General features: G+C 33.8%; 19 protein-coding genes. 10 read left to right on the top strand and 9 right to left on the bottom strand.

Translation table 11 applies throughout. From position 1 onward, the window contains the following. Window positions 1-2 precede the first annotated feature (2 nt). The 5 genes from ACMDB5_RS05995 (at window position 3) to murI (ending at window position 5,878) form a co-directional block, all read left to right on the top strand. On the top strand, window positions 3-743 hold the full coding sequence (locus tag ACMDB5_RS05995) for an isoprenyl transferase (protein WP_414000105.1): 741 nt from the start codon (window positions 3-5) through the stop codon (window positions 741-743). Further along, a complete protein-coding gene (bamA, locus tag ACMDB5_RS05990) occupies window positions 676-3,405 on the top strand; it encodes an outer membrane protein assembly factor BamA (RefSeq protein ID WP_414000104.1) in 2,730 nt (909 codons plus the stop codon). Before ACMDB5_RS05995 ends, bamA begins: the two co-directional genes overlap by 68 nt. A 38-nt stretch (window positions 3,406-3,443) precedes the next feature. Continuing rightward, a complete protein-coding gene (locus tag ACMDB5_RS05985) occupies window positions 3,444-4,460 on the top strand; it encodes an OmpH family outer membrane protein (RefSeq protein WP_414000103.1) in 1,017 nt (338 codons plus the stop codon). A gap of 25 nt (window positions 4,461-4,485) precedes the next feature. Further along, window positions 4,486-4,986: an OmpH family outer membrane protein gene (locus ACMDB5_RS05980; RefSeq protein WP_414000102.1), complete on the top strand. Its 501-nt coding sequence runs from the start codon at window positions 4,486-4,488 to the stop codon at window positions 4,984-4,986. 112 nt (window positions 4,987-5,098) lie between these two features. Then, the gene (gene murI, locus ACMDB5_RS05975; RefSeq protein ID WP_414000101.1) at window positions 5,099-5,878 is read left to right on the top strand and encodes a glutamate racemase; all 780 of its coding nucleotides are present in this window, start codon (window positions 5,099-5,101) and stop codon (window positions 5,876-5,878) included. Window positions 5,879-5,891: 13 nt separating this feature from the next. On the opposite strand, the gene ACMDB5_RS05970 is transcribed toward murI, so the two are convergent. Next, on the bottom strand, window positions 5,892-6,407 hold the full coding sequence (locus tag ACMDB5_RS05970; RefSeq protein WP_414000100.1) for a gamma carbonic anhydrase family protein: 516 nt from the start codon (window positions 6,405-6,407) through the stop codon (window positions 5,892-5,894). A gap of 20 nt (window positions 6,408-6,427) precedes the next feature. Next, entirely contained in the window at window positions 6,428-7,423 is a 996-nt protein-coding gene (locus ACMDB5_RS05965; protein ID WP_414000099.1) for a type IX secretion system membrane protein PorP/SprF, read from the bottom strand. Between the two features lie 139 nt (window positions 7,424-7,562). On the opposite strand from ACMDB5_RS05965, the gene ACMDB5_RS05960 reads away from it, so the two are divergent. The 4 genes from ACMDB5_RS05960 to ACMDB5_RS05945 all read left to right on the top strand — a co-directional run bounded on the left by ACMDB5_RS05960 (window position 7,563) and on the right by ACMDB5_RS05945 (window position 10,329). Beyond that, a complete protein-coding gene (locus ACMDB5_RS05960; protein WP_414000098.1) occupies window positions 7,563-8,462 on the top strand; it encodes a NifU family protein in 900 nt (299 codons plus the stop codon). Between the two features lie 115 nt (window positions 8,463-8,577). Further along, window positions 8,578-8,778 carry a dodecin family protein gene (locus ACMDB5_RS05955; RefSeq protein WP_414000097.1) on the top strand — a complete coding sequence of 67 codons (201 nt, stop codon included), beginning with the start codon at window positions 8,578-8,580 and terminating at the stop codon, window positions 8,776-8,778. A 230-nt stretch (window positions 8,779-9,008) separates the two neighbouring features. Next, complete coding sequence (locus tag ACMDB5_RS05950) at window positions 9,009-9,437, top strand: YtxH domain-containing protein (RefSeq protein ID WP_414000096.1); 429 nt, start codon at window positions 9,009-9,011, stop codon at window positions 9,435-9,437. Between the two features lie 85 nt (window positions 9,438-9,522). Beyond that, window positions 9,523-10,329 (top strand): mechanosensitive ion channel family protein, encoded by an 807-nt coding sequence (locus tag ACMDB5_RS05945; RefSeq protein ID WP_414000095.1) that lies wholly within the window; start codon window positions 9,523-9,525, stop codon window positions 10,327-10,329. Window positions 10,330-10,369: 40 nt separating this feature from the next. Here the strand turns inward: ACMDB5_RS05945 and tsaB are convergent, their stop codons facing one another. The 7 genes from tsaB to ACMDB5_RS05910 form a co-directional block, all read right to left on the bottom strand. Continuing rightward, a complete protein-coding gene (tsaB, locus tag ACMDB5_RS05940; protein WP_414000094.1) occupies window positions 10,370-11,041 on the bottom strand; it encodes a tRNA (adenosine(37)-N6)-threonylcarbamoyltransferase complex dimerization subunit type 1 TsaB in 672 nt (223 codons plus the stop codon). Between the two features lie 57 nt (window positions 11,042-11,098). Continuing rightward, complete coding sequence (locus ACMDB5_RS05935; RefSeq protein WP_414000093.1) at window positions 11,099-12,391, bottom strand: efflux RND transporter periplasmic adaptor subunit; 1,293 nt, start codon at window positions 12,389-12,391, stop codon at window positions 11,099-11,101. 6 nt (window positions 12,392-12,397) lie between these two features. Then, on the bottom strand, window positions 12,398-13,768 hold the full coding sequence (locus ACMDB5_RS05930) for a TolC family protein (protein WP_414000092.1): 1,371 nt from the start codon (window positions 13,766-13,768) through the stop codon (window positions 12,398-12,400). Window positions 13,769-13,848: 80 nt separating this feature from the next. Beyond that, on the bottom strand, window positions 13,849-14,964 hold the full coding sequence (locus ACMDB5_RS05925) for an efflux RND transporter periplasmic adaptor subunit (RefSeq protein ID WP_414000091.1): 1,116 nt from the start codon (window positions 14,962-14,964) through the stop codon (window positions 13,849-13,851). Between the two features lie 39 nt (window positions 14,965-15,003). Next, window positions 15,004-16,266 carry an ABC transporter permease gene (locus tag ACMDB5_RS05920; RefSeq protein WP_414000090.1) on the bottom strand — a complete coding sequence of 421 codons (1,263 nt, stop codon included), beginning with the start codon at window positions 16,264-16,266 and terminating at the stop codon, window positions 15,004-15,006. 2 nt (window positions 16,267-16,268) lie between these two features. Further along, complete coding sequence (locus ACMDB5_RS05915; RefSeq protein ID WP_414000089.1) at window positions 16,269-17,513, bottom strand: ABC transporter permease; 1,245 nt, start codon at window positions 17,511-17,513, stop codon at window positions 16,269-16,271. Continuing rightward, window positions 17,506-18,207 carry an ABC transporter ATP-binding protein gene (locus ACMDB5_RS05910; protein ID WP_414000088.1) on the bottom strand — a complete coding sequence of 234 codons (702 nt, stop codon included), beginning with the start codon at window positions 18,205-18,207 and terminating at the stop codon, window positions 17,506-17,508. The genes ACMDB5_RS05915 and ACMDB5_RS05910 overlap by 8 nt, the downstream gene beginning before the upstream one ends. 171 nt (window positions 18,208-18,378) lie before the next feature. Here ACMDB5_RS05910 and ACMDB5_RS05905 point away from each other — a divergent pair, with 171 nt between their 5' ends. Continuing rightward, window positions 18,379-19,788 carry a DUF4403 family protein gene (locus tag ACMDB5_RS05905; protein ID WP_414000087.1) on the top strand — a complete coding sequence of 470 codons (1,410 nt, stop codon included), beginning with the start codon at window positions 18,379-18,381 and terminating at the stop codon, window positions 19,786-19,788. Window positions 19,789-19,837 lie beyond the last annotated feature (49 nt).

The following is a 19,837-nucleotide window of genomic DNA, read 5'->3' as shown; positions in this document are numbered from 1 at the left end:
AAATGAATTTACAAGATACTATAGACAAGAATAATTTGCCAAGACATTTAGCCATAATTATGGACGGTAATGGTCGTTGGGCTAAACAGCAAGGTTTTTTAAGAGCATTTGGACATGAAAGCGGTTCGAAATCAGTGAAAGAAATCATCAAGACAAGTGCCAAACTAGGCATTGAATATCTTACGCTATATGCTTTTTCTACAGAAAACTGGAACAGACCTAAACTAGAAGTTGACACCTTAATGAAGATCCTTGTCAATGCTTTGAAAAAGGAACTTCCAACTTTGCAAAACAACAATATTAGATTAAATACTATCGGTAATTTGGATAAAATGCCGCAATCTACTCAAAGAGAACTCCTTGATGTTATAGAAAAAACTAAGGACAATACTCGAATGACTTTGACATTAGCATTGAGTTATGGCTCAAGAGAAGAACTAATAAGTGTAGTAAAAGACATCAGTAATAAAGTTAAAAATAATATAATTTCAATAGACTCTATTGACGATTCAATTATAAATGAGCATCTTTACACGCATAATTTACCTGATGTAGATTTATTAATACGAACAAGTGGAGAACATAGGATAAGTAATTTTTTGCTTTGGCAGATCGCCTATGCAGAATTATATTTTACTGATATATTGTGGCCTGACTTTAAAGAACAAGATTTATATGAGGCTATTATTAGTTATCAAAAAAGAGAACGTAGATTTGGAAAAACAAGTGAACAAATTAAATAAATTTTCAGTGTTGAATAAAAGTACTAAAGCAATCCTTTCCCTATTATTATTGGGAAGTTTTTCACAAATTAAAGCTCAAGAAAAAGTTCCTTTTGACCAAGGAAAAAAATACATCTTAGCTGGCGTTTCCGTAACTAGCGATATAAGCTTCAACGAACAAACTGTAGTAACCTTTGCAGGACTTGAAAAAGGACAGGAAATCACAGTTCCCGGAGAAGAGATAAGCAGCGCCATAAAAAAACTGGGGAAACTAGGTCTTTTTGATGAAATTTCATTCTATGTCAATCGAATTCAAAATGACAGTATCTACCTTGATTTAGACATCAAGGAACTTCCTAAATTGAACGAAGTAAAATTTGTTGGAGTTAAAAAAAGCAAAACCGAAGCTTTAATTAAGGACAATAGCCTTAATAAAGGGAAAGTAGTTAATGAAAACTTAATTACAACCACTAAAAACTACATTGAAAACAAGTACAAAAAAGACGGTTTTTACAATACTAAAGTAAATCTGAATATCGTAAAAGACACCTCGGCAACGAACCAAGTAAATATGGTCGTTAATGTTGATAAAGGTGAAAAAATAAAAATTCAAGAAATCGCTTTTGTAGGAAACGAAAAATTATCTAGCAAAACATTGCGCAAGGCGATGAAAGATACCAAGCAAAAAAATCCTATCCGAATATTAAAAGGATCTAAATTCATAAAAGACAAATACAAGACTGATTTAGAAAAAGTAATTGCTGTCTATAAAGAAAAAGGTTATAGAGATGCTCGAATTCTTTCTGACACCGTTGCTTACAACAAAGATAAAAACACATTAGCAATAAAAATAAATGTAGAAGAAGGAAACAAATATTACTTTGGAAATATTAAGTTCCTAGGAAACACCGTATATTCTGACCAAGGACTTAGCAGCATACTAGGCATCAAAAAAGGGGAAACTTACAATGGAGTTCTTTTGGAAAAAAGAATTGCTGATAAGTCAAAACCAGACGGTGAAGACATTACCAATTTATATCAAAACAATGGTTATTTGTTTTCGAATATAAATGCCGTAGAAGTAAAAACAGCCAATGACACAATTGATTTTGAAATAAGAGTTACAGAAGGACCAATAGCTTATTTCAACAAAATCTCGGTTGTGGGAAATGACAAAACGAATGACCGTGTAATTTACCGCGAATTAAGAACAAAACCAGGAGAAAAATACAGTAAAGATGAACTGGTAAGAACCATTCGTGAAATTGGGCAATTAGGCTTTTTTGACCCTGAAGCAATTGATCCAAAATTCAAAAATGTTGACGCCTCAGCAGGAACAGTTGATATCGAATACAATCTTGTAGAAAAAGGATCCAGCCAAATAGAACTTCAAGGAGGTTATGGCGGTGGAGGATTTATAGGTACATTAGGATTGTCTTTCAATAATTTCTCTTCCAGAAACCTATTAAACAGAAATGCCTATAAACCATTACCAATGGGAGACGGGCAAAAAGTTTCTTTACGTTTGCAAGGAAGTACGTATTTCCAAACTTATAGTGTTTCCTTTTCAGAACCTTGGTTTGGACAAAAGAAACCAGTACAGTTTAGTACATCCTTATCGTATAGTAAACAATTTTTAAATAATTACATCACCTATAAAGTTGATAAAGAAAAAAGCTTTAATATCCTGACTCTATCCGTTGGATTAGCCAAAAGATTAACTGTACCGGATGATTTCTTTGTTTTATCACAATCAATCAGTTACCAACATTATGATTTGAATAATTACAATACTGGTTTATTCACATTTGGTAACGGAACCTCTAGAAACCTAGCTTATACAGTTGGACTATCAAGAAGTAACAAAGGAGTTAACCCTATTTTCCCAACATATGGATCAGAATTTAGCATTACAGCAAAAATGACTCCACCTTATTCTTTGCTTAATGGCACAAATTATGCTACTTTAGGAGATAAAGCAGAGTACAAATTGAAAAACACTGTAGATAGATCTAACCAACTTGATGCAAATGGAAATACGGTTAACATAGGAGACTATATTGATGCCGCAGGAAATAAAGTATTCGACTATAAAGATGCCGCTGCAGATCCTGCATTAGTAGACCAAAAGAAATTTGATTGGTTAGAATATTACAAAATAAAGTTCAAAGCAGACTGGTACACCAAAATTTATGGTAAATTAGTATTGAGAACATTAACCGAATTTGGTTTTATGGGATCATACAATCAAGAAAGAGGTGCAATTCCTTTTGAACGTTTTTACGTAGGTGGAGATGGAATGGCAAATTATTCAATGGATGGTAGAGAAACGATACAATTGAGAGGTTATCCAAACAACTCTTTGACACCTATTAATAATGTTGGAGAACAAATTGGAGCAACTGTGTACAATAAATTCTCTATGGAATTACGTTATCCAATAACATTGAAAGCATCTGCATCTATATATGCATTGGCATTTTTGGAAGCAGGTTCATCCTATCCGGATTTCAAGAGCTATAATCCATTTGCGTTAAGCCGTTCTGCAGGAGTTGGTTTACGTGTATTCATGCCTGCATTTGGATTATTGGGAATAGATTTTGCAAACGGTTTCGATGCCTTACCAGGACAATCAAAACCAAATGGATGGGAAACCCATTTCATTATTGGGCAGCAATTTTAAAAAAAAATTGGCATATAATTTTCTAATACTATAAAGTTATGAGAAAACAATTTTTATTTCTATTTTTAGCCTCGATTGTAGCAAATACTACAATCCATTCGCAAGCAAGGGGAACCAAACTAGGCTACATCGACATGGAATACATTTTAGAAAATGTCCCCAGTTACAATGAAGCCAATGTCCAGCTAGAACAAAAAGCCCAAAAGTGGAAACAAGAAATTGAAGCCAAAAAGATTGATGTTAACAAGTTAAGAGAAGCTCTGAATTCTGAAAAACCTTTACTAACAAAAGATCTAATAGAAGAAAGAGAATCCGAAATTAAGTTCCTTGAAAATGAAATACTGGATTATCAACAAAGTAGGTTTGGCGCCAATGGCGATTTGATGATTCAAAAACTAGCTTTAACAAAGCCAATACAAGATCAGGTTTTCACTGCTATACAAGATATTGCAGAAGCAAGAAAATATGATTTTATTTTTGATAAATCTTCTGACCTAACAATGCTCTTTGCAGCAAAAAAATACGATATTAGCGACCAAATTTTACGCGTATTAAATAGAGCAGAAAAAAGAGAACCGCTAACAAAAAAGGAATTGGCGGATGAAGAAGCATTAGAAAACAAACAAAATGCAATTGATGAAAATCCTGACTTGGCAGAAAGGCAAAAAGTTTTAGACGAAAGAAAATCCACCAGAGAGCAAATCATGGCTGATAGAAAATTAGCCCAAGAAGCCAAGAAAAAAGACTTTGAAGATCGAAGAGCTAAAATTTTAGCTGATAGAGAAGCTAAAAAAAACGGCACGGTTTCTGCCACAGACAAGAAGGAGGATTCAAAACCAAACGCGGACAATAGTACAACTTTAAAAGAAACTAAAAAAACAGCAGCTGAAGAAGCAATACAAAAGCAAGCTGATATAAAAGCCAAAACATTAGAAGAGCGAAAAAAGGTAATTGAAGACCGTAAAAAAGCAATTGAACAGAAAAGATTAAGAACGCTTCAGGTAAGAGATTCCATTACAAAAGCAAGAGAAGAAAAATTAAAACCAAAACAATAAATTAATACTTAATATTTTAAAAACGATGAAACAAATTAAAACTTTATTAATTGCTGCAATATTTATCCTAGGAGCAAGCCAAACTAGTAATGCTCAAGCAAAAACAGCTCATGTTGATGTAAGTGAAATCATGTCCAAAATGCCAGCAATGCTAGATGCCCAAAAACAACTAGAAAAATTAAGTGGAACTTATGATGCTGAATACAAAAAAATGGTTGATGAGTACCAAACAAAACTAAAAAAATACGAAGCTGAATCAGCAACTGTTACTGAAGCCGTTAATGTTGATCGTTCTAAGGAAGTTCAGGACATGCAAAAAAGAATTGTTGACTACAGAGACAATGCTCAAAAAGAATTGCAACAAAAAGAGTCTGACATCGTAAAACCATTAATGGAAAAAGTAAGAGCTTCAATCCAAAAAGTAGGAAAAGCTAAAGGATTCCAATATGTTTTAGACGGTTCTTCTCTTTTACTAGCTGATGGTCCAAACTTGACTGCAGATGTAAAAAAAGATTTAGGTTTCTAATATACAAACCTCAACATAATTAACCGCTCAACCAAAAAATTGGAATGAGCGGTTTTTTTTTGCCCGAATAATTTTTTAGGATAATTAATCCAGAGAACTTAACTTTGTTAAAATGGAAAATAATCAAGCAATAGGAATATTTGACTCAGGGATTGGAGGCACTTCAATTTGGAAAGAGATACACCAGCTCCTTCCTAATGAAAAAACAATCTATTTGGCAGACACTAAAAATGCGCCTTATGGACAAAAAACCAGAGAAGAGATTATTGCATTAAGTATGAAAAATACTGACTTCTTGCTTCACATGAATTGTAAACTAATAGTTGTGGCGTGCAATACGGCAACCACAAATGCAATTAAGGAATTAAGAGAGAAATACAGCCACATCCCATTCATTGGTATTGAACCGGCAATAAAACCCGCAGCAACCAATTCAAAAACACAAACCATTGGAATTCTAGCCACTCAAGGCACACTAAATAGCGAACTTTTTCACAGAACGGTTCAAAAGTATGAAAGCACAAAAATAATAGAACAAGTTGGTCATGGATTAGTACAACTAATTGAAGACGGAAAAATCAATTCACAAGAAATGACTCAACTGCTCCACTCCTATCTTACACCAATGATTGAAGCCAATATAGATTATCTAGTATTGGGCTGCAGTCATTATCCTTATTTGATTCCGCAGATACGAAAAATACTTCCAGATCACATTCAGATTATTGATTCTGGTGAGGCGGTAGCCAAACAGACGCAAAATCTTTTGAAAGAATACCTAGGCTTCGCTACAGAAAAGAATGGAAAACCAATTTTCTATACCAATGCAAATTCAAAAGTACTAAAGGAAATTTTAGGAAATAAATATGACGTTATAGAAAAAGATTTTTGATTCTGTTAAGTTCTCACTCTTCTTTAAACCAGCTTGAATACATTACATAATTATTAGAAATACGCTCTATTTCCCCTGCAAAATCTGACTGATCAATATCTTTTACCTTTCTAGCAGGAACTCCCGCCCAAATTGATCCAGATTCAACCGTCGTGTTTTGCGTTATAACGGCACCTGCTGCAATAATGGAATTACTCTCAATAACACAATTATCCATAACAATTGCTCCCATTCCAATCAGCACATTGTCTTTAACCGTACAACCATGAACGATTGCATTATGACCTATTGAAACATTATTTCCTATAATTGTAGGATGCTTTTTGTAAGTACAATGAATAACCGCCCCATCTTGAATATTTACTTTATCGCCTATTTTAATAAAATTCACATCACCTCTAATAACGGCATTAAACCAAACACTACAGGATTTTCCAAAACTTACGTCACCAACAATAGTAGCATTTTCGGCTACATAACAATCCTCAGGTATAAACGGAGATTTTCCGTTAACTGCTTTTATTAACATTATAATATAAAATTTTAGATTTAATTAATCGCGGGACAAAAGCAATCGTATTTTTCACGTTTACAAAACAAATTGATCCCTAAAGTGATTTGATGATAGCCACCATTATCAAATTTTACAGCCCCAGACAAATGAGAATAAGTATAGGCAACCATAAAATTTTTGTAATTAACCCCTAGAATAGGAGTTATGTATTGTAGTTTTTGTCTATCAATAGTAGTACCATTGAGATATTGAGCACCATCAAAACTTCTTCGATAAGATAAACCGGCCCAAAGTTGTCCAAAATCGATGCTTTTGTATACTTTCATATTTAAATCAATCGATTTTTCTTTGGTTTTATCAACAAGCTGAAATAACACAGATGGCTCAAACAATATTCTGTCTTTATTCCCAAAAATATAACCCGCACTCAATAAGTACTTTCTTAAATTATCACTTTCATACTCCGTATAAAGATCTCTCCTTGTTTCTAAAGCACCTTGAACAGTCGCATGGGCGTAGAAATCCAAATAATTATATGAAGCTCCAATATCCACATTAAAATAAGAATCTTTTTGAATTTGCCCAAATATTATAGGATCAGAAACACCTGATTGCAGAAAACTAGTTTCGTCTAATTGACTTTGAATTAATCCTGCGCTGACCCCAAAAGACAATTGATTCAAATCAATTTCGTCTCTAGAAAACATAATATGATGCGCAAAAGTCAGTTTAACTCCTTTTTGAGAATGGAAACCATTTTTATCATTAAAAATAATAATTCCTGCTCCCGATTTCTCACCCACTCTTCCATTAAAACTCAAGGTTTGAAGTTCCGGTGCATCTTGCTGACCAAACCATTGCTTGCGAGCCGTCAATCTAATTTTGGCACAATTTGCAGCTCCAGCCATCGAAGGATGGATCAAGTAATAATTATCTGAAAGATAGTCAGAATAAACCGGAATACTCTCTTGAGAAAAAGAATAGAAGTTTACAAACAAACAAAATAAAACATATTTGATTTTGATATTCATAGACTATTTCGATATAAAAAACATTAATTCAATAAAAAAGGTAAAAACAGCTAAACTAAAGTTAATTAATTCATTAATATATCAAATATAGTTATTTACAGAAAATAACTTTACTAAATTTGTAAAAAATTACAAAATCATGACAAAGGTTACCATAAGAGAAACACAAAATCCGACTATACTGAAATTTGAATTTGAAGATTTTATCACAAAAAACGAAAATTTTGAATTTAAAAACATAGACGAGGCAAAAGCATCGCCGCTTGCCCAACAATTATTTTATTTACCATTTGTAAAAACTGTCTATATCTCCGGAAATTTTATAGCCATCGAAAGATTTAGCATTGTGGAATGGGAAGATGTAAAAGATGCCGTAGCGGAACAAATTGAAGCCTTTGTGAACAATGGCGGAACCATTGTAACAATCGACGAGAATAAGGCAAAAAAACAGCCTATAACCGTTTACGGAGAAACAACTCCAAATCCTGCTGCATTGAAATTTGTAGTAAGCAGAATGCTGACAAAAAATGCAATAGAATTCAAAAATATTGACGAGGCAACTGCATCACCATTGGTACAAGAGCTTTTCAAATTTCCATATGTGAAAGAAGTTTTTATCGATGAAAACTACATTTCGGTAACCAAATACGAAGTAAACAACTGGGACGAAATTACTTTAGAATTAAGAAGCTTTATCAAACAATTCATCGAGAATGGCGGAACCGTTCTTGACGAAAGTCTGATTTCTATAAATGAGAAAAAAGAAAGTGAGAAAAATCAAGATTTCGACAAACTGGATGTTACATCTCAACAAATTATCAATATACTTGAAGAATACGTTAAACCAGCTGTTGCAGCCGATGGTGGAAACATTGCTTTTGATTCTTTCGACGAAGAAAGTAAAACTGTAAAAGTGATCCTTCAAGGAGCTTGCAGCGGTTGCCCTTCTTCAACTTTTACTCTAAAAAGCGGTATCGAAAACATGCTAAAAAGTATGCTAAACGACGATAAAATAAATGTTGAAGCAGTAAACTCTTAAACAACATAAATCGCAACACACTAACTATCTTTTTGTTACAAAATTTAAGTTTAGCTTTTTTAATGAAATTCTAAAAAAATTCATTACATTTAAATCTAACTAAAAGATAGAAATTATGTCAGTATTAAAAGTCATTGAAGTCCTTTCTAGTTCAGAAGTTAGCTGGGAGGATGCAACTCAAAAAGCAATTGCCAAAGCTTCAAAATCTGTAAAAAACATACGTTCAGCCTATGTGCAAGAACAAAGTGTCGCAGTAAAAGAAGGCAAAGTTTCGGAATATAGAGTAAATCTAAAAATAACCTTTGAACTTGAATAAGTTTGATTGAAAAATTATTAAAGCGTTTCGTAAGAGGCGCTTTTTTTATTTATTCTACTTTGAATATTCCTCTCTCAACAATTAAGGTAGGTCAGAGCAGCTTTTGTCAAAATAAAATCACAAGATAACAACCCATTTCTACTCAATTAACCAAAACCAAATACTAAGTTCTGATTGTCAGTGAATTATTATTTATTAAATAAAGTAAGCAATGAAAAAAATGCTTAATATTGTTAATTAATCAAATAAAAAAAAACATGGGACTATCATCATTTTTAAAGAATTTATTTGGCTCTGCTAAAGAAACAACAAATGAACTTTCGGCTAAAGCAGAAACAGCTTTAGAGCAAGCAAAAGAAACAGCGGCCCCTTATATGGAAAAAGCCCAAGCTTTTGCAGAAGAAAAAATTAACGATTTAAAAGAAGCAGCAGAACCTTTTATTGAAAAAGCGGAAGCACATGCTGAACATGCGAAAGATTTAGTAAACGAGTATACCGAAAAAGCAAGCAATCTTATAGAGAATGTCGTTGAGAAAAACAATACAACGGAACCAATAGAAAAAACAGAAGAATTGGCATCAAACACAATGAAAATCGTTTCTGATGAGATAGAAACAAATCCTGCTACAGAAGAAACGGATGACTTAAAAAAGGAATAAATGGTTTTTATGAAAAACTATTAATTTGTACTTTTGCCCAACAAACCCAAACCTTCTCTAAGAGAGGGTTTTTTATTAAATAAAAATGTACCTAAGTCCAGAATATCTTAGCGGTTATGCCGAAAACCTTGTCAAAGTATTAATTGATTATTCCCCAAAATTAATTTCTGCCTTTCTAATTCTTTTTGTTGGGCTTTATGCCATTCGGTTTATCAATAGGTTTATCAAAAGAGTAATGATCAAAAGGCAGTTAGAACCCACTTTAACTAAATTTCTTGCCGATATTTTACTTTGGGTTTTAAGAGTAATATTATTTGTGTCTTTTATCGAAAAATTAGGAATAGGAACTTCCTCTTTTGTAGCCATTCTGGGCGCCATGGGACTTGCGGTAGGACTTTCTCTTCAAGGCTCGCTGTCTAATTTTGCAGGTGGCGTATTGATAATTTTATTCAAACCATTCAAAGTTGGAGATACCATTGAGGCACAAGGTGTATTAGCTACGGTTAGTGAAATACAAATATTTGTAACCAAACTAATAACAGCAAACAATCAAACTGTTTTCGTACCAAACGGAGCCTTGTCTAATGGCACTATTATCAACCATTCGATGCAAGGCTATCGAAGAGCTGATTTGACCTTTGCCATTTCCTATGATTCGGATATCAAAAAAGCAAAAGATATAATCACAACTGTTTTAACTACTAATCCAAAAATACTTCAAACTCCTAAGCCGGAAGTTTTTGTAAAAAACCTAACTGACTCTGCAATTCAATTTGCGGTAAGGCCATGGGCAAATAATGAAGATTTTGGCACCGTTTCTTCTCAAACATTAGAAAGCTGCAAAACAGCATTTGATGCGGCAGGGATTTCAATCCAGCCACACACCAAATAAATTTCGATAAGTAATATGATTTTAATTATAAAGTACAGTTCTATACTTTTTTGGCAGTTGTAATCATAAAATCTTTTAAATAATAAGGCTCAAAATAAGCGACATCAACCGTGTCGCTTTTTTTATACTTATCAAAACTCAGCAAACTCATTTCTTTTGCAGAAGGATACTTAATTTCATCCAAGAAAATAAAATTATCTTTCACCAAAACAGTCTTGCATTTCTCGGCACAATCTCCAACAAAATAGAGCCTTTCCTCAAAATCCTCAAAGGAATCCGCTGTGATAACTTCTGCCGCAGTTGCTCTTTTATTTTCTAAATCAGGAGTAAATATGGCACTATAAACTTCCATTCTTCTGGCATCAATCATCGGAATGATTAATCCATCAGGAATATTTGCCTGAGCTGCCAAAATCTGTAACGTATCTACCGCTATCAAAGGGATCCCTAACGCAAAACACAGGCCTTTAGCTGCCGAAACTCCTATTCGCAAACCAGTATAGGAACCAGGCCCTTGACTTACGGCAATAGCAGTTAAATCTTTATAAGTAATTCTGGCTTCTTTTAAACTTTCTTCAATAAAAACATGCAATCGCTCTGCATGAGAATAGCCTTCTTCGGCAATTTCTTTGCACACAATAGTTTTTCCTTCTTTTGCTACAGCTACTGAACAATTTTTTGTGGAGGTTTCGATATTAAGAATATAGGACAATGCTTTTATATTTAAGATTGAAAATCGATAAGAGCTACAAATGTAAAATAAAACTATTTATTTTTTAGCCTTTTCTTTATCTGTCTTAATAGTCACTTTATCTCCTGAATTCAATTCTTTGGTAACTGTTGTATAAGGTCCCGTAATCACAACATCTCCTTTTTTAAGACCACTTAAAACCTCAATGTTAGTATCATCTTGAATACCGGTTTTGATTATACGTATTTTGGCTTTATCACCTACTTTTACAAACACACATTCAAACTTTTTATCGCTTTTAGGAGTTGTTTTCTTATCATCTGCATCTGGAATTTTCACTCCTTTTACAGCTGCAGTATCTGTCTTGATAACTATAGAGCTTATTGGCACATTTAAAACATTCGATTTTGTCTTAGTAATAATATCAACCGTAGCTGTCATTCCTGGTCTAAAAGGAGAATAAGTTTCCGGTTTTCCGGCTAATAGATCTTCATAGGATTCTTTTAAAATTCTTACTTTAACTTTAAAATTTGTTACCTGATCTGCTGTCAATGCCGTACTTGCTGAATTTGAAATACTGGTAACTACTCCTTTAAATTGTTTTTTCAAATAAGCATCAACCTCAACATTTGCCAGATCTCCTACTTTTATTTTTACAATATCATTTTCATTAACATCAACTTCAACTTCCATATTATTCAGGTTGGCTACTCTTAGAATTTCTGTCCCAGTCATTTGTTGCGTTCCCAATACGCGTTCCCCTAATTCTACATTAAGCATCGAAATAGTTCCATCTGCAGGCGAATAAATTATGGTTCGTCCCAAATTATCTTGCGCTTCATTTACAGATGCCGAAGCGCTCTGAACATTAAAATAAGCCGATTGTTTAGTTGCTTTTGCTACTTCAAAAGAAGCTGTGGCTTTGTCCCAATCTGATTTAGAAATAATGCCTTTTTCGAACAAAGCCTTGTTTCTGTCATAACTTGACTTCGCTTCTTTAAACTGTGCATCTGCTTGAGTCAAGCCCGCTTTAGACCCTGATAAACCTGCAATGGTTCTATTCAAACTAGAAGTATATAAATCTGGATTAATTTTAACTAACAAATCCCCTTTTTTCACCACTTGCCCTTCTTTTACCGGCAAAGAAATAATTTCACCCGAAACCATCGAAGCAATTTTAACCTCAATTTCCGGTTGAATCTTACCTGTGGCAGAAACCGTTTCAACAATTGTTGAAATGTTTAGTTGGGCCGTTTCCACCTCAATCCCATGATCTTTATTCCCGATCACTCCGTTTTTTGAAAGTGCAATCAATACAGCTATTAGTAAAACTGCTCCGCCAATTATATAATAAATCGTTTTTTTAGACATAATGTATTAGTTTTTAATGATAGGAATTCCAAAATAGAATTCTAATATTTTAATTTTAAAAATATAATCGTACTTCGATCTTAACACATCTGATTGTGCATTAGAGAGTAAAGTTTGCGATTGGTTTAAATCAAAGGAATTCATCAAACCAACATCAAATTTTTCTTTGGCATAATTATAGGATTCCTGTCTTGATTCTAATGCCACAAGCGCTGATTCATGTGCTTTTAAAGCTCCTTTAGCATCCGTAAAAGCGGTGTAAACATTTCTTTGTAAATCTAAAATTTGTTGCTCAACGGCAATTTTAGATTTTTCTAAATTCACTTTAGAGCGCTCCACATTATTTCTGGCAGAGAATCCGTTAAAAATTGGAATACTTAATTGCGCTCCAAACGATTGCCCTTTGTTAGTATTGAATTGATCAAAAAATGGCGGTGGCGATTGCGTTCCAATTATTGCACCGTTCACATCTCTCAAAGGAATATCAGCATATGAAATCCTAGAACTAAAGTTATAAAAACCTTGCAAAGTAGGCTGAAAACCACCTTTTGCAATAGCTAAATTCTTCTGTGCTATTTCAAGATTTGTTTCAGCAATTTTTAGATCTGTCCTATTTTCTTTAGCCTTATCATAAATGGTAACCGGAGTTTGGGAAAGAATGTTATTCTCATCTTTGGCCATTGTATCATCTACTACGTCAAAATTTTCAAAATCTTTTAGTTGCAACAACTGGGCTAAACTTAATTTAGAAATCAGCAACGCATTCTCGGCTGTGATTACTTTTTGATTATCAGATGCCAGTGTCGCTTTCACGTCTAATAAATCTCCTCTCGGAATTGTTCCTGCTTTCACTAATTCCTCCGAACGAGACAATTGTTTCTCATTAATACTTCTTTGCTCGTTTTGAACCTTTAAATTTTCTTTGTTAAAAAGAACCTGTAAAAAGGCATTGGCAACATTAAGCGCAATATCTTCTTGTATTTTTAACAACTGATATTTTGCCGCAACAATCGAAAGATTGGCTTTTCGGAGTGTATTCTGATTTTGCAAACCTTTATAAATATCAATCCCCACACTAGCCCCGGCAGAAGTAAACTGAGTCGTTTGATTCTGCAAAAGCCCAGTCGTGATATCCTGGTTTAAACCAATATTCCAAGAATGTGATGCATTTGCATTTAAAGAAGGTAGAAAATTTCCTATCGCCCCTTTCTTATCAATCAGAGCCGTTTTAGTATCCAATTCGGTTTGCTTGATTGTAATATTATTTTGTATGGCGTAATTCACACACTCTTCTAACGACCATTTTTTGGTTTGTGCCTGAGCAGACAAACTAAAGATGAAGATTAAGACTAAAGATATACAGCTATTTTTTTTCATATATTCTAAATGGTGGTGTAGCAAAGATACTACACAAGATTAACATTTTTTTTAAAACAAAATTTCTTTTTAAAGTCAAATTAAGGCTTAGGCTCTTCCTTTTTCAAGCCTTGATTCCATACTTTAATTTTATCCGAAGCTTTCAAACCACTTTTTATCTCGACATAAATTCCGTCACTAACTCCCAACGCAAGATCTTTTCTAGCAAATTTTTGACCGGCAGTTTCTACTTCGACATAAGGTTTTTGTGTTTTTTTATCAAATTGCAACAGCGATTCTTTGATTGCCAAAACTTTATCGGCTTTTTCTAATATAATCGAAGCATTAGCACTCAAACCTGCTCTGATAAAAGTATTTTCTGCGTTAGAAAGCGAAGCCTTTATTTCAAATTGAATCGCTCCATTCTCTGTCTTACCTTTTGGAGCAATGTATTCTAGAACAGAATCAAACTTTTTATTTTCAATTGCACCAATCGTAATTTCGATCGGTAATTTTTCTTTTATCTTACCAACTTCTGATTCGTCTATTTTACCAACGAATATCATCCTTCCCACATCGGCAACACTAGCAATGGTAGTTCCTTCATTAAAATTATTACTTTCAATAACCTGATTTCCTACTTTTACCGGAACATCAAGCACCATTCCGTTTACAGTAGATCGGATTAAGGTATTGGCATAATTCCCCAAGCCGGATGTTGTTCCTGTTTTTACAATATCAAAACCTTGTTTAGATGAAGCATAGGCTTGCTTGGCCTGCTTATGAGCCAATTGGGCAGCATCAAAATCATTAGCAGAAATCACTCCTTTATCAAACAAGGTTTTCTGTCTTTGATATACTTTTTCCTGATTGTCTAAAGCAATCTTAGCTGTTTGAACCTGATTTTGAGAATTACTCAAATTAGAAACATTGGCAACTACTTTTATTTTTGCTATTAAATCTCCCGCTTTGATATTTTCACCAGCTTTGATATAAACTGCTTCAATAATACCCGAAATATTCGGCTTGATCAACACCTCTTCATCTGGAACAATATTACCCGTAGCAATGGTGTTTTTAACAATTGTTTTCACTTCTACTTTATCTGTCTCAAAAACTACTGGAGACTCCTGATTTTTTGCATACAAATAATAGAGAGATCCAAAAAAAAGTACTGTTATAAAAATTAAGATTGTGATTGTAGCTCCTTTTTTCATTGAAATATTAGATTAGTCGGTTATTTTTTGATTGATAATTTATTCGGTACGCAAGGCATCTACGGGTTTTATATTTATAGCCGTTTGGGCAGGTATAAATCCGGCCAATAAACCGGAGCCAACCAATATAAGCAAGGCAATAAACACAACGCCTAAATCAATGCTTGGATTCGCAAACATCATCCCTTCGCTAGGCATTGAATCTAAAACCATATTGAGAATAGCCAATAATCCTGTTGCGGCAGCAATGCCAAACATCCCTGCTATAATAGTTAAAAAAATAGCTTCTGATAATATTTGGGAACGAATGGCTCTCGGCGTGGCACCTAATGCTCTTCGAATTCCAATTTCTTTAGTTCTTTCTTTAACGACAATTAACATAATATTCGAAATCCCGATGACTCCTGAAATCAAGACCAGAGTACCAACAAAATAAGCTATAAATCTTAATATTGTAAAAAGTCCTCGTATCTTATTAAATTGTTCGTATAAATCAAAATTACCAATAGCCCTGTCATCTGTAGGATTTATAGAATGTCGCAATTTAATTATATCTAGTATCTTTGGTTTCAAATCGGTTATAGAAGAATTATCATTTGCCGTAATTGCCATCCAGCCTACTCTATCTCCATAATTAAATGCTTGTTGAAAGGTGGTAAATGGCACGAATATTTCTTTCTGTTCCTCCTCAGCGTTACCTTGATTCGATTTGGAATTATAAATTCCAACTACCATAAAATTCACACCATTAACCTTAATATAACTCCCAATAACTTCTTCAGTTTTATCATACAATTCCTTAATGACTCCTTGACCTATAACGGCTGTTTTTCTCTTTAAAAGAATATCCTGCTGATTCACAAAACGACCTTTGATGATATCTTTTGGTTGCTGCTTGATCAGTTCCGGATAATCCCCATAAACGGTAAAAGCTGCTGTTTTTGTACCTCTAACTACATTATTTGCTCCTTCAAAACCGCCTAGTTGGTTTCGAGGTGAAACATATAGCAAATCAGGTAAACTCTCTTTTAAGGCTGCAACATCACTATTTTTAAAATCATATCTTCTCGTTTTTGGCAATCCTTTATAGGGTTTTGATGTAGTTTGTGTCCACATAAACATGGTATTAGTTGCAATGCCATCAAAACCTTTCTTAACGCCATTTTCTAAACCATTTCCGGCTGCAAGCAAAATCACCAAAATAAAAATCCCCCAAAAAACACCAAAAGCGGTAAGGATAGTCCTAAAAGTATTTGCTGTAAGTGCCTCTAAAATTTCGTTCCAATTATCTCTATCAAACATAACTATTCGTCTCTAAGTGCTACAATCGGTTTAATTTTGGCGGCTCTATAGGCAGGAAAAAAACCAGCCATTGCTCCTGCAAGTACAAGTATGACTAAGGTTGTAAGCGCAACGCTAAAGTCAACTTCTGGGTTCAAAAAATAATCACTTTTTACCTGTGGCCCCACGAGTTCTAAAAGTAACAAACTAGCCAAAAGCCCCATGAATCCTGCTATTGTAGTAATAAAAACCGACTCATGCAAAATCATCCCAACAATAGAAACAGGAGAAGCTCCAAGCGCTTTTCTTATACCAATCTCTTTGGTTCTTTCTTTTACAATTATCAACATGATATTACTAACACCTACAACTCCAGCTATTATGGTACAAATTCCAACCCACCAAAAAAACAGCCTGATATAAAGATTCAAATCATAAAACTGTTTGGCCTCCTTTATTGAATTGTGAACTCCTATCGCACTATCATCATCTGGCGCTATAGTATTTTTACTTTTTAACAACTGGCTTAACTCTTCGGTAAACTTGTTAGATTGTGCCAATGCTTCTTCATAAGTGTCTTTTTTCTTGAGGGTAAAATTCAGATTACTAATTTTATCCCCTACACCAAAGGCTTTTTGAGTCGTCGTTATTGGCAAATAAACCCTTGACTCCTCTCTTTCTCCCGCAGGATCCGTAAAAACCCCAACAACTTTAAAATTAATTCCGCTTATGACAATTTGTTCTCCTATTGGATTTTTGTCTTTAAATAAATCCTGCTTTACTTTTTGCCCAATCGCCGTTACTTTTTCACTATTAATCAAATCATTATCATTGATAAATCTTCCTTGAATAATCACAGCATTTTCGACACCTTGATAATCCGGATAAACTCCTATGTATCTATAATTCCCCGATTCTTTGCCATAAACCATAACCCCACTCCAGAAAGTATAACTGGCAGATCTAATTTCTAATTTATCATCGAATTTCTGCACAGCAACATCATAATCGCTGTTTCTTAATTGAATTTGCCTTCCCGGATTTAAACCTTTATACTCTTTGCTTGTTGTGCCCGTCCAAACTGAAATCAAACCATTGGCATCATTTTCAAATTGTCTTTCGATTCCGTTTTGAAGCCCTTTTCCAGCTCCTAAAAGAATTACCAAAATAAATATACCCGATGCCACAGAAACGCCGGTAAGAAAGGTTCTCAGCTTGTTTTTGGCAATTGCCTCAAATATTTCCTGCCAACGCTCGATATTAAACATAATCAGCTGCTCTAACTTGTTCTACCATTTTATCATCAATGATTAAACCGTCCTTTAAAACCACATTCCTTTTGCACATAGCGGCAATATCCGGTTCGTGGGTGACAATCAAAATCGTTTTCCCTTCATCATTAATGCCCTGAATCAATTCCATCACTTCATAAGAAGTTTTTGTATCCAAAGCCCCAGTAGGCTCATCGGCCAATAATACTTTTGGATTTGAAGCCAAAGCTCTTGCAATTGCAACACGTTGTTTTTGTCCTCCTGAAAGTTCATTTGGCAAATGATGAGAATGTGATGCTAAACCTACTTTTTCGAGGTAGCTCATAGCAATTTCATGACGTTCTTTTCTTTTTATACCCTGGTAATACAATGGCATAGACACATTGTCTAAAGCGCTTTTATAATTAATCAAATTGAAGGATTGAAAAACAAAACCTAAAAACCGATTTCGGTATTTAGAAGCAATCGTTTCATTAAGATTCTTAATGGCTACGTTATCCAAAATGTAATTCCCGGAATCGGCTTCGTCTAAAATTCCCAGAATATTCAACAGAGTTGATTTTCCTGAACCAGACGAACCCATTATGGCTACTAACTCTCCTTCTTTTATATTGAAATTGATTCCTTTTAAAACGTGCAATTCCGAATTTCCCATTTTATAGGATTTATGGAGATCTTTAATTTCAATCATATTCTTACTATTTTAAACAATATTAAATATTTTGCAAAAGAAATTGTACTAAAGAAACGTTAATAACTTTTCCTACTTCTTTAAATAAGACAAGATTTGAGTTAAAATGTTACAGTTTCAAACAAAAAAACATTCCTCTTTTAGTAATTTTGCCGTAATAAATTCAAACAAATGATAAAATTCTTTTGCGCCTTCCTTGTAATTCTATTCGTTTTTAGCATTTCAGGTTGTACAAGTTCTCAAAAAATAACTGCCTTAAAGCTGGAACCGGATGATGCCAGCCCTTTAATATACGACAACAGCCCTTCCTTTATTAATATACCTATTAGCGTAAAACTAAAAGATATTGAAAACCAAACCAATTCTTTATTAAAAGGACTGATCTATGAGGACAATAACATCGAAGATAATGATATCGAAATAAAAATTTGGAAGCTGGCACCAATCACAATTGAGAATGACAACGGAAAAGCAGGAGAAAAAATAAAAACAATATTACCATTAAAAGCATTGGTTAAATACCGAATTGGCACAAAAACTTTAGGTACTGAACTATACAACACTCGGGAATTCAATTTGAACGGACTAGTCACCTTAACCAGCGATGTTGCTTTAAACAACTGGAATCTGAAAACAAAAACCGAATTAAAATCATTAGAATGGAACGAAAGTCCTACGATGAATGTTTTTGGAAAAAATGTACCAATAACCTATCTCATCAACCCGGCCATAAAATTATTCAAATCCAAAATAGAAAGAAAAATTGATGACGCAATTGAAAAATCAATGGATTTTAAACCTAATGTTCTCGCTGCCTTAGAGAAAATGTGTACGCCGTTTAAAATGAATGAGGCTTACGAAAGCTGGCTTAGAATTGTTCCCGTAGAAATATATTCAACAGCTGCCAAATTAAAAAACGATTCTTTTTTATTACAAATGGGGATGAAATGCACTATGGAAACTTTAATTGGTCAGCAACCCGAGACAAAGTTTGATTCCAATAAAATTATTCTAAAACCAGTAATCAAAATCCCGAATCAAATTTCGGCCAATATTGTTGCCGTTTCTAGCTATAGAGATGCTTCAAAAATAATGACAAAAAATTTTTTCGGACAAGAATTTGGTTCAGGAACTAAGAAAGTAAAAGTTCAGAATGTTGCTATTTGGCATAAAGACGGTAAAATGGTCATTGCGTTGGATCTTTTAGGCTCAGTAAACGGAACTATTTATCTGGCCGGTTTGCCGCAATACGATGACAAAACAAAGGAAATATATTTCGACAAACTGGATTATGCTTTGGATACAAAAAACAAACTAATGCGCACGGCAAACTGGCTAGCCCAAGGAATCATCTTGAGGAAAATTCAGGAAAGTTGCCGCTACTCAATAAAACCAAATTTAGAAGAAGGCAAACAAACCATGATGACTTATTTAAAAAATTATTCACCCATGCCTGGTGTTTTTGTAAATGGAAAAATAGGCGACATCCAATTTCAAAAAATTCAACTAACAAATAATGCCATCATTGCTTTTATAAAAATAGACGGTGAAATAAACGTTGCTGTTGATGGCTTAAAGTAAAAGCATATTATAAAAACATCGACGATTTTACAATAAAAAAAGGCATCAA

The organism is Flavobacterium sp. W1B, assembly GCF_047344965.1.
Taxonomy (GTDB): Bacteria; Bacteroidota; Bacteroidia; order Flavobacteriales; family Flavobacteriaceae; genus Flavobacterium.
Note: the sequence above shows the minus strand (reverse complement) of the source record. Positions and strands in the feature narration are given on the sequence as shown.

Bases quoted from the DNA above. Each gene is read 5' to 3' on its own strand.
- ACMDB5_RS05995 (WP_414000105.1), top strand. From the start codon at position 3: ATGAATTTACAAGATACTATAGACAAGAATAATTTGCCAAGACATTTA.
- bamA (WP_414000104.1), top strand. From the start codon at position 676: ATGAGGCTATTATTAGTTATCAAAAAAGAGAACGTAGATTTGGAAAAA.
- ACMDB5_RS05985 (WP_414000103.1), top strand. From the start codon at position 3,444: ATGAGAAAACAATTTTTATTTCTATTTTTAGCCTCGATTGTAGCAAAT.
- ACMDB5_RS05980 (WP_414000102.1), top strand. From the start codon at position 4,486: ATGAAACAAATTAAAACTTTATTAATTGCTGCAATATTTATCCTAGGA.
- murI (WP_414000101.1), top strand. From the start codon at position 5,099: ATGGAAAATAATCAAGCAATAGGAATATTTGACTCAGGGATTGGAGGC.
- ACMDB5_RS05970 (WP_414000100.1), bottom strand. From the start codon at position 6,407: ATGTTAATAAAAGCAGTTAACGGAAAATCTCCGTTTATACCTGAGGAT.
- ACMDB5_RS05965 (WP_414000099.1), bottom strand. From the start codon at position 7,423: ATGAATATCAAAATCAAATATGTTTTATTTTGTTTGTTTGTAAACTTC.
- ACMDB5_RS05960 (WP_414000098.1), top strand. From the start codon at position 7,563: ATGACAAAGGTTACCATAAGAGAAACACAAAATCCGACTATACTGAAA.
- ACMDB5_RS05955 (WP_414000097.1), top strand. From the start codon at position 8,578: ATGTCAGTATTAAAAGTCATTGAAGTCCTTTCTAGTTCAGAAGTTAGC.
- ACMDB5_RS05945 (WP_414000095.1), top strand. From the start codon at position 9,523: ATGTACCTAAGTCCAGAATATCTTAGCGGTTATGCCGAAAACCTTGTC.
- ACMDB5_RS05935 (WP_414000093.1), bottom strand. From the start codon at position 12,391: ATGTCTAAAAAAACGATTTATTATATAATTGGCGGAGCAGTTTTACTA.
- ACMDB5_RS05930 (WP_414000092.1), bottom strand. From the start codon at position 13,768: ATGAAAAAAAATAGCTGTATATCTTTAGTCTTAATCTTCATCTTTAGT.
- ACMDB5_RS05925 (WP_414000091.1), bottom strand. From the start codon at position 14,964: ATGAAAAAAGGAGCTACAATCACAATCTTAATTTTTATAACAGTACTT.
- ACMDB5_RS05920 (WP_414000090.1), bottom strand. From the start codon at position 16,266: ATGTTTGATAGAGATAATTGGAACGAAATTTTAGAGGCACTTACAGCA.
- ACMDB5_RS05915 (WP_414000089.1), bottom strand. From the start codon at position 17,513: ATGTTTAATATCGAGCGTTGGCAGGAAATATTTGAGGCAATTGCCAAA.
- ACMDB5_RS05910 (WP_414000088.1), bottom strand. From the start codon at position 18,207: ATGATTGAAATTAAAGATCTCCATAAATCCTATAAAATGGGAAATTCG.
- ACMDB5_RS05905 (WP_414000087.1), top strand. From the start codon at position 18,379: ATGATAAAATTCTTTTGCGCCTTCCTTGTAATTCTATTCGTTTTTAGC.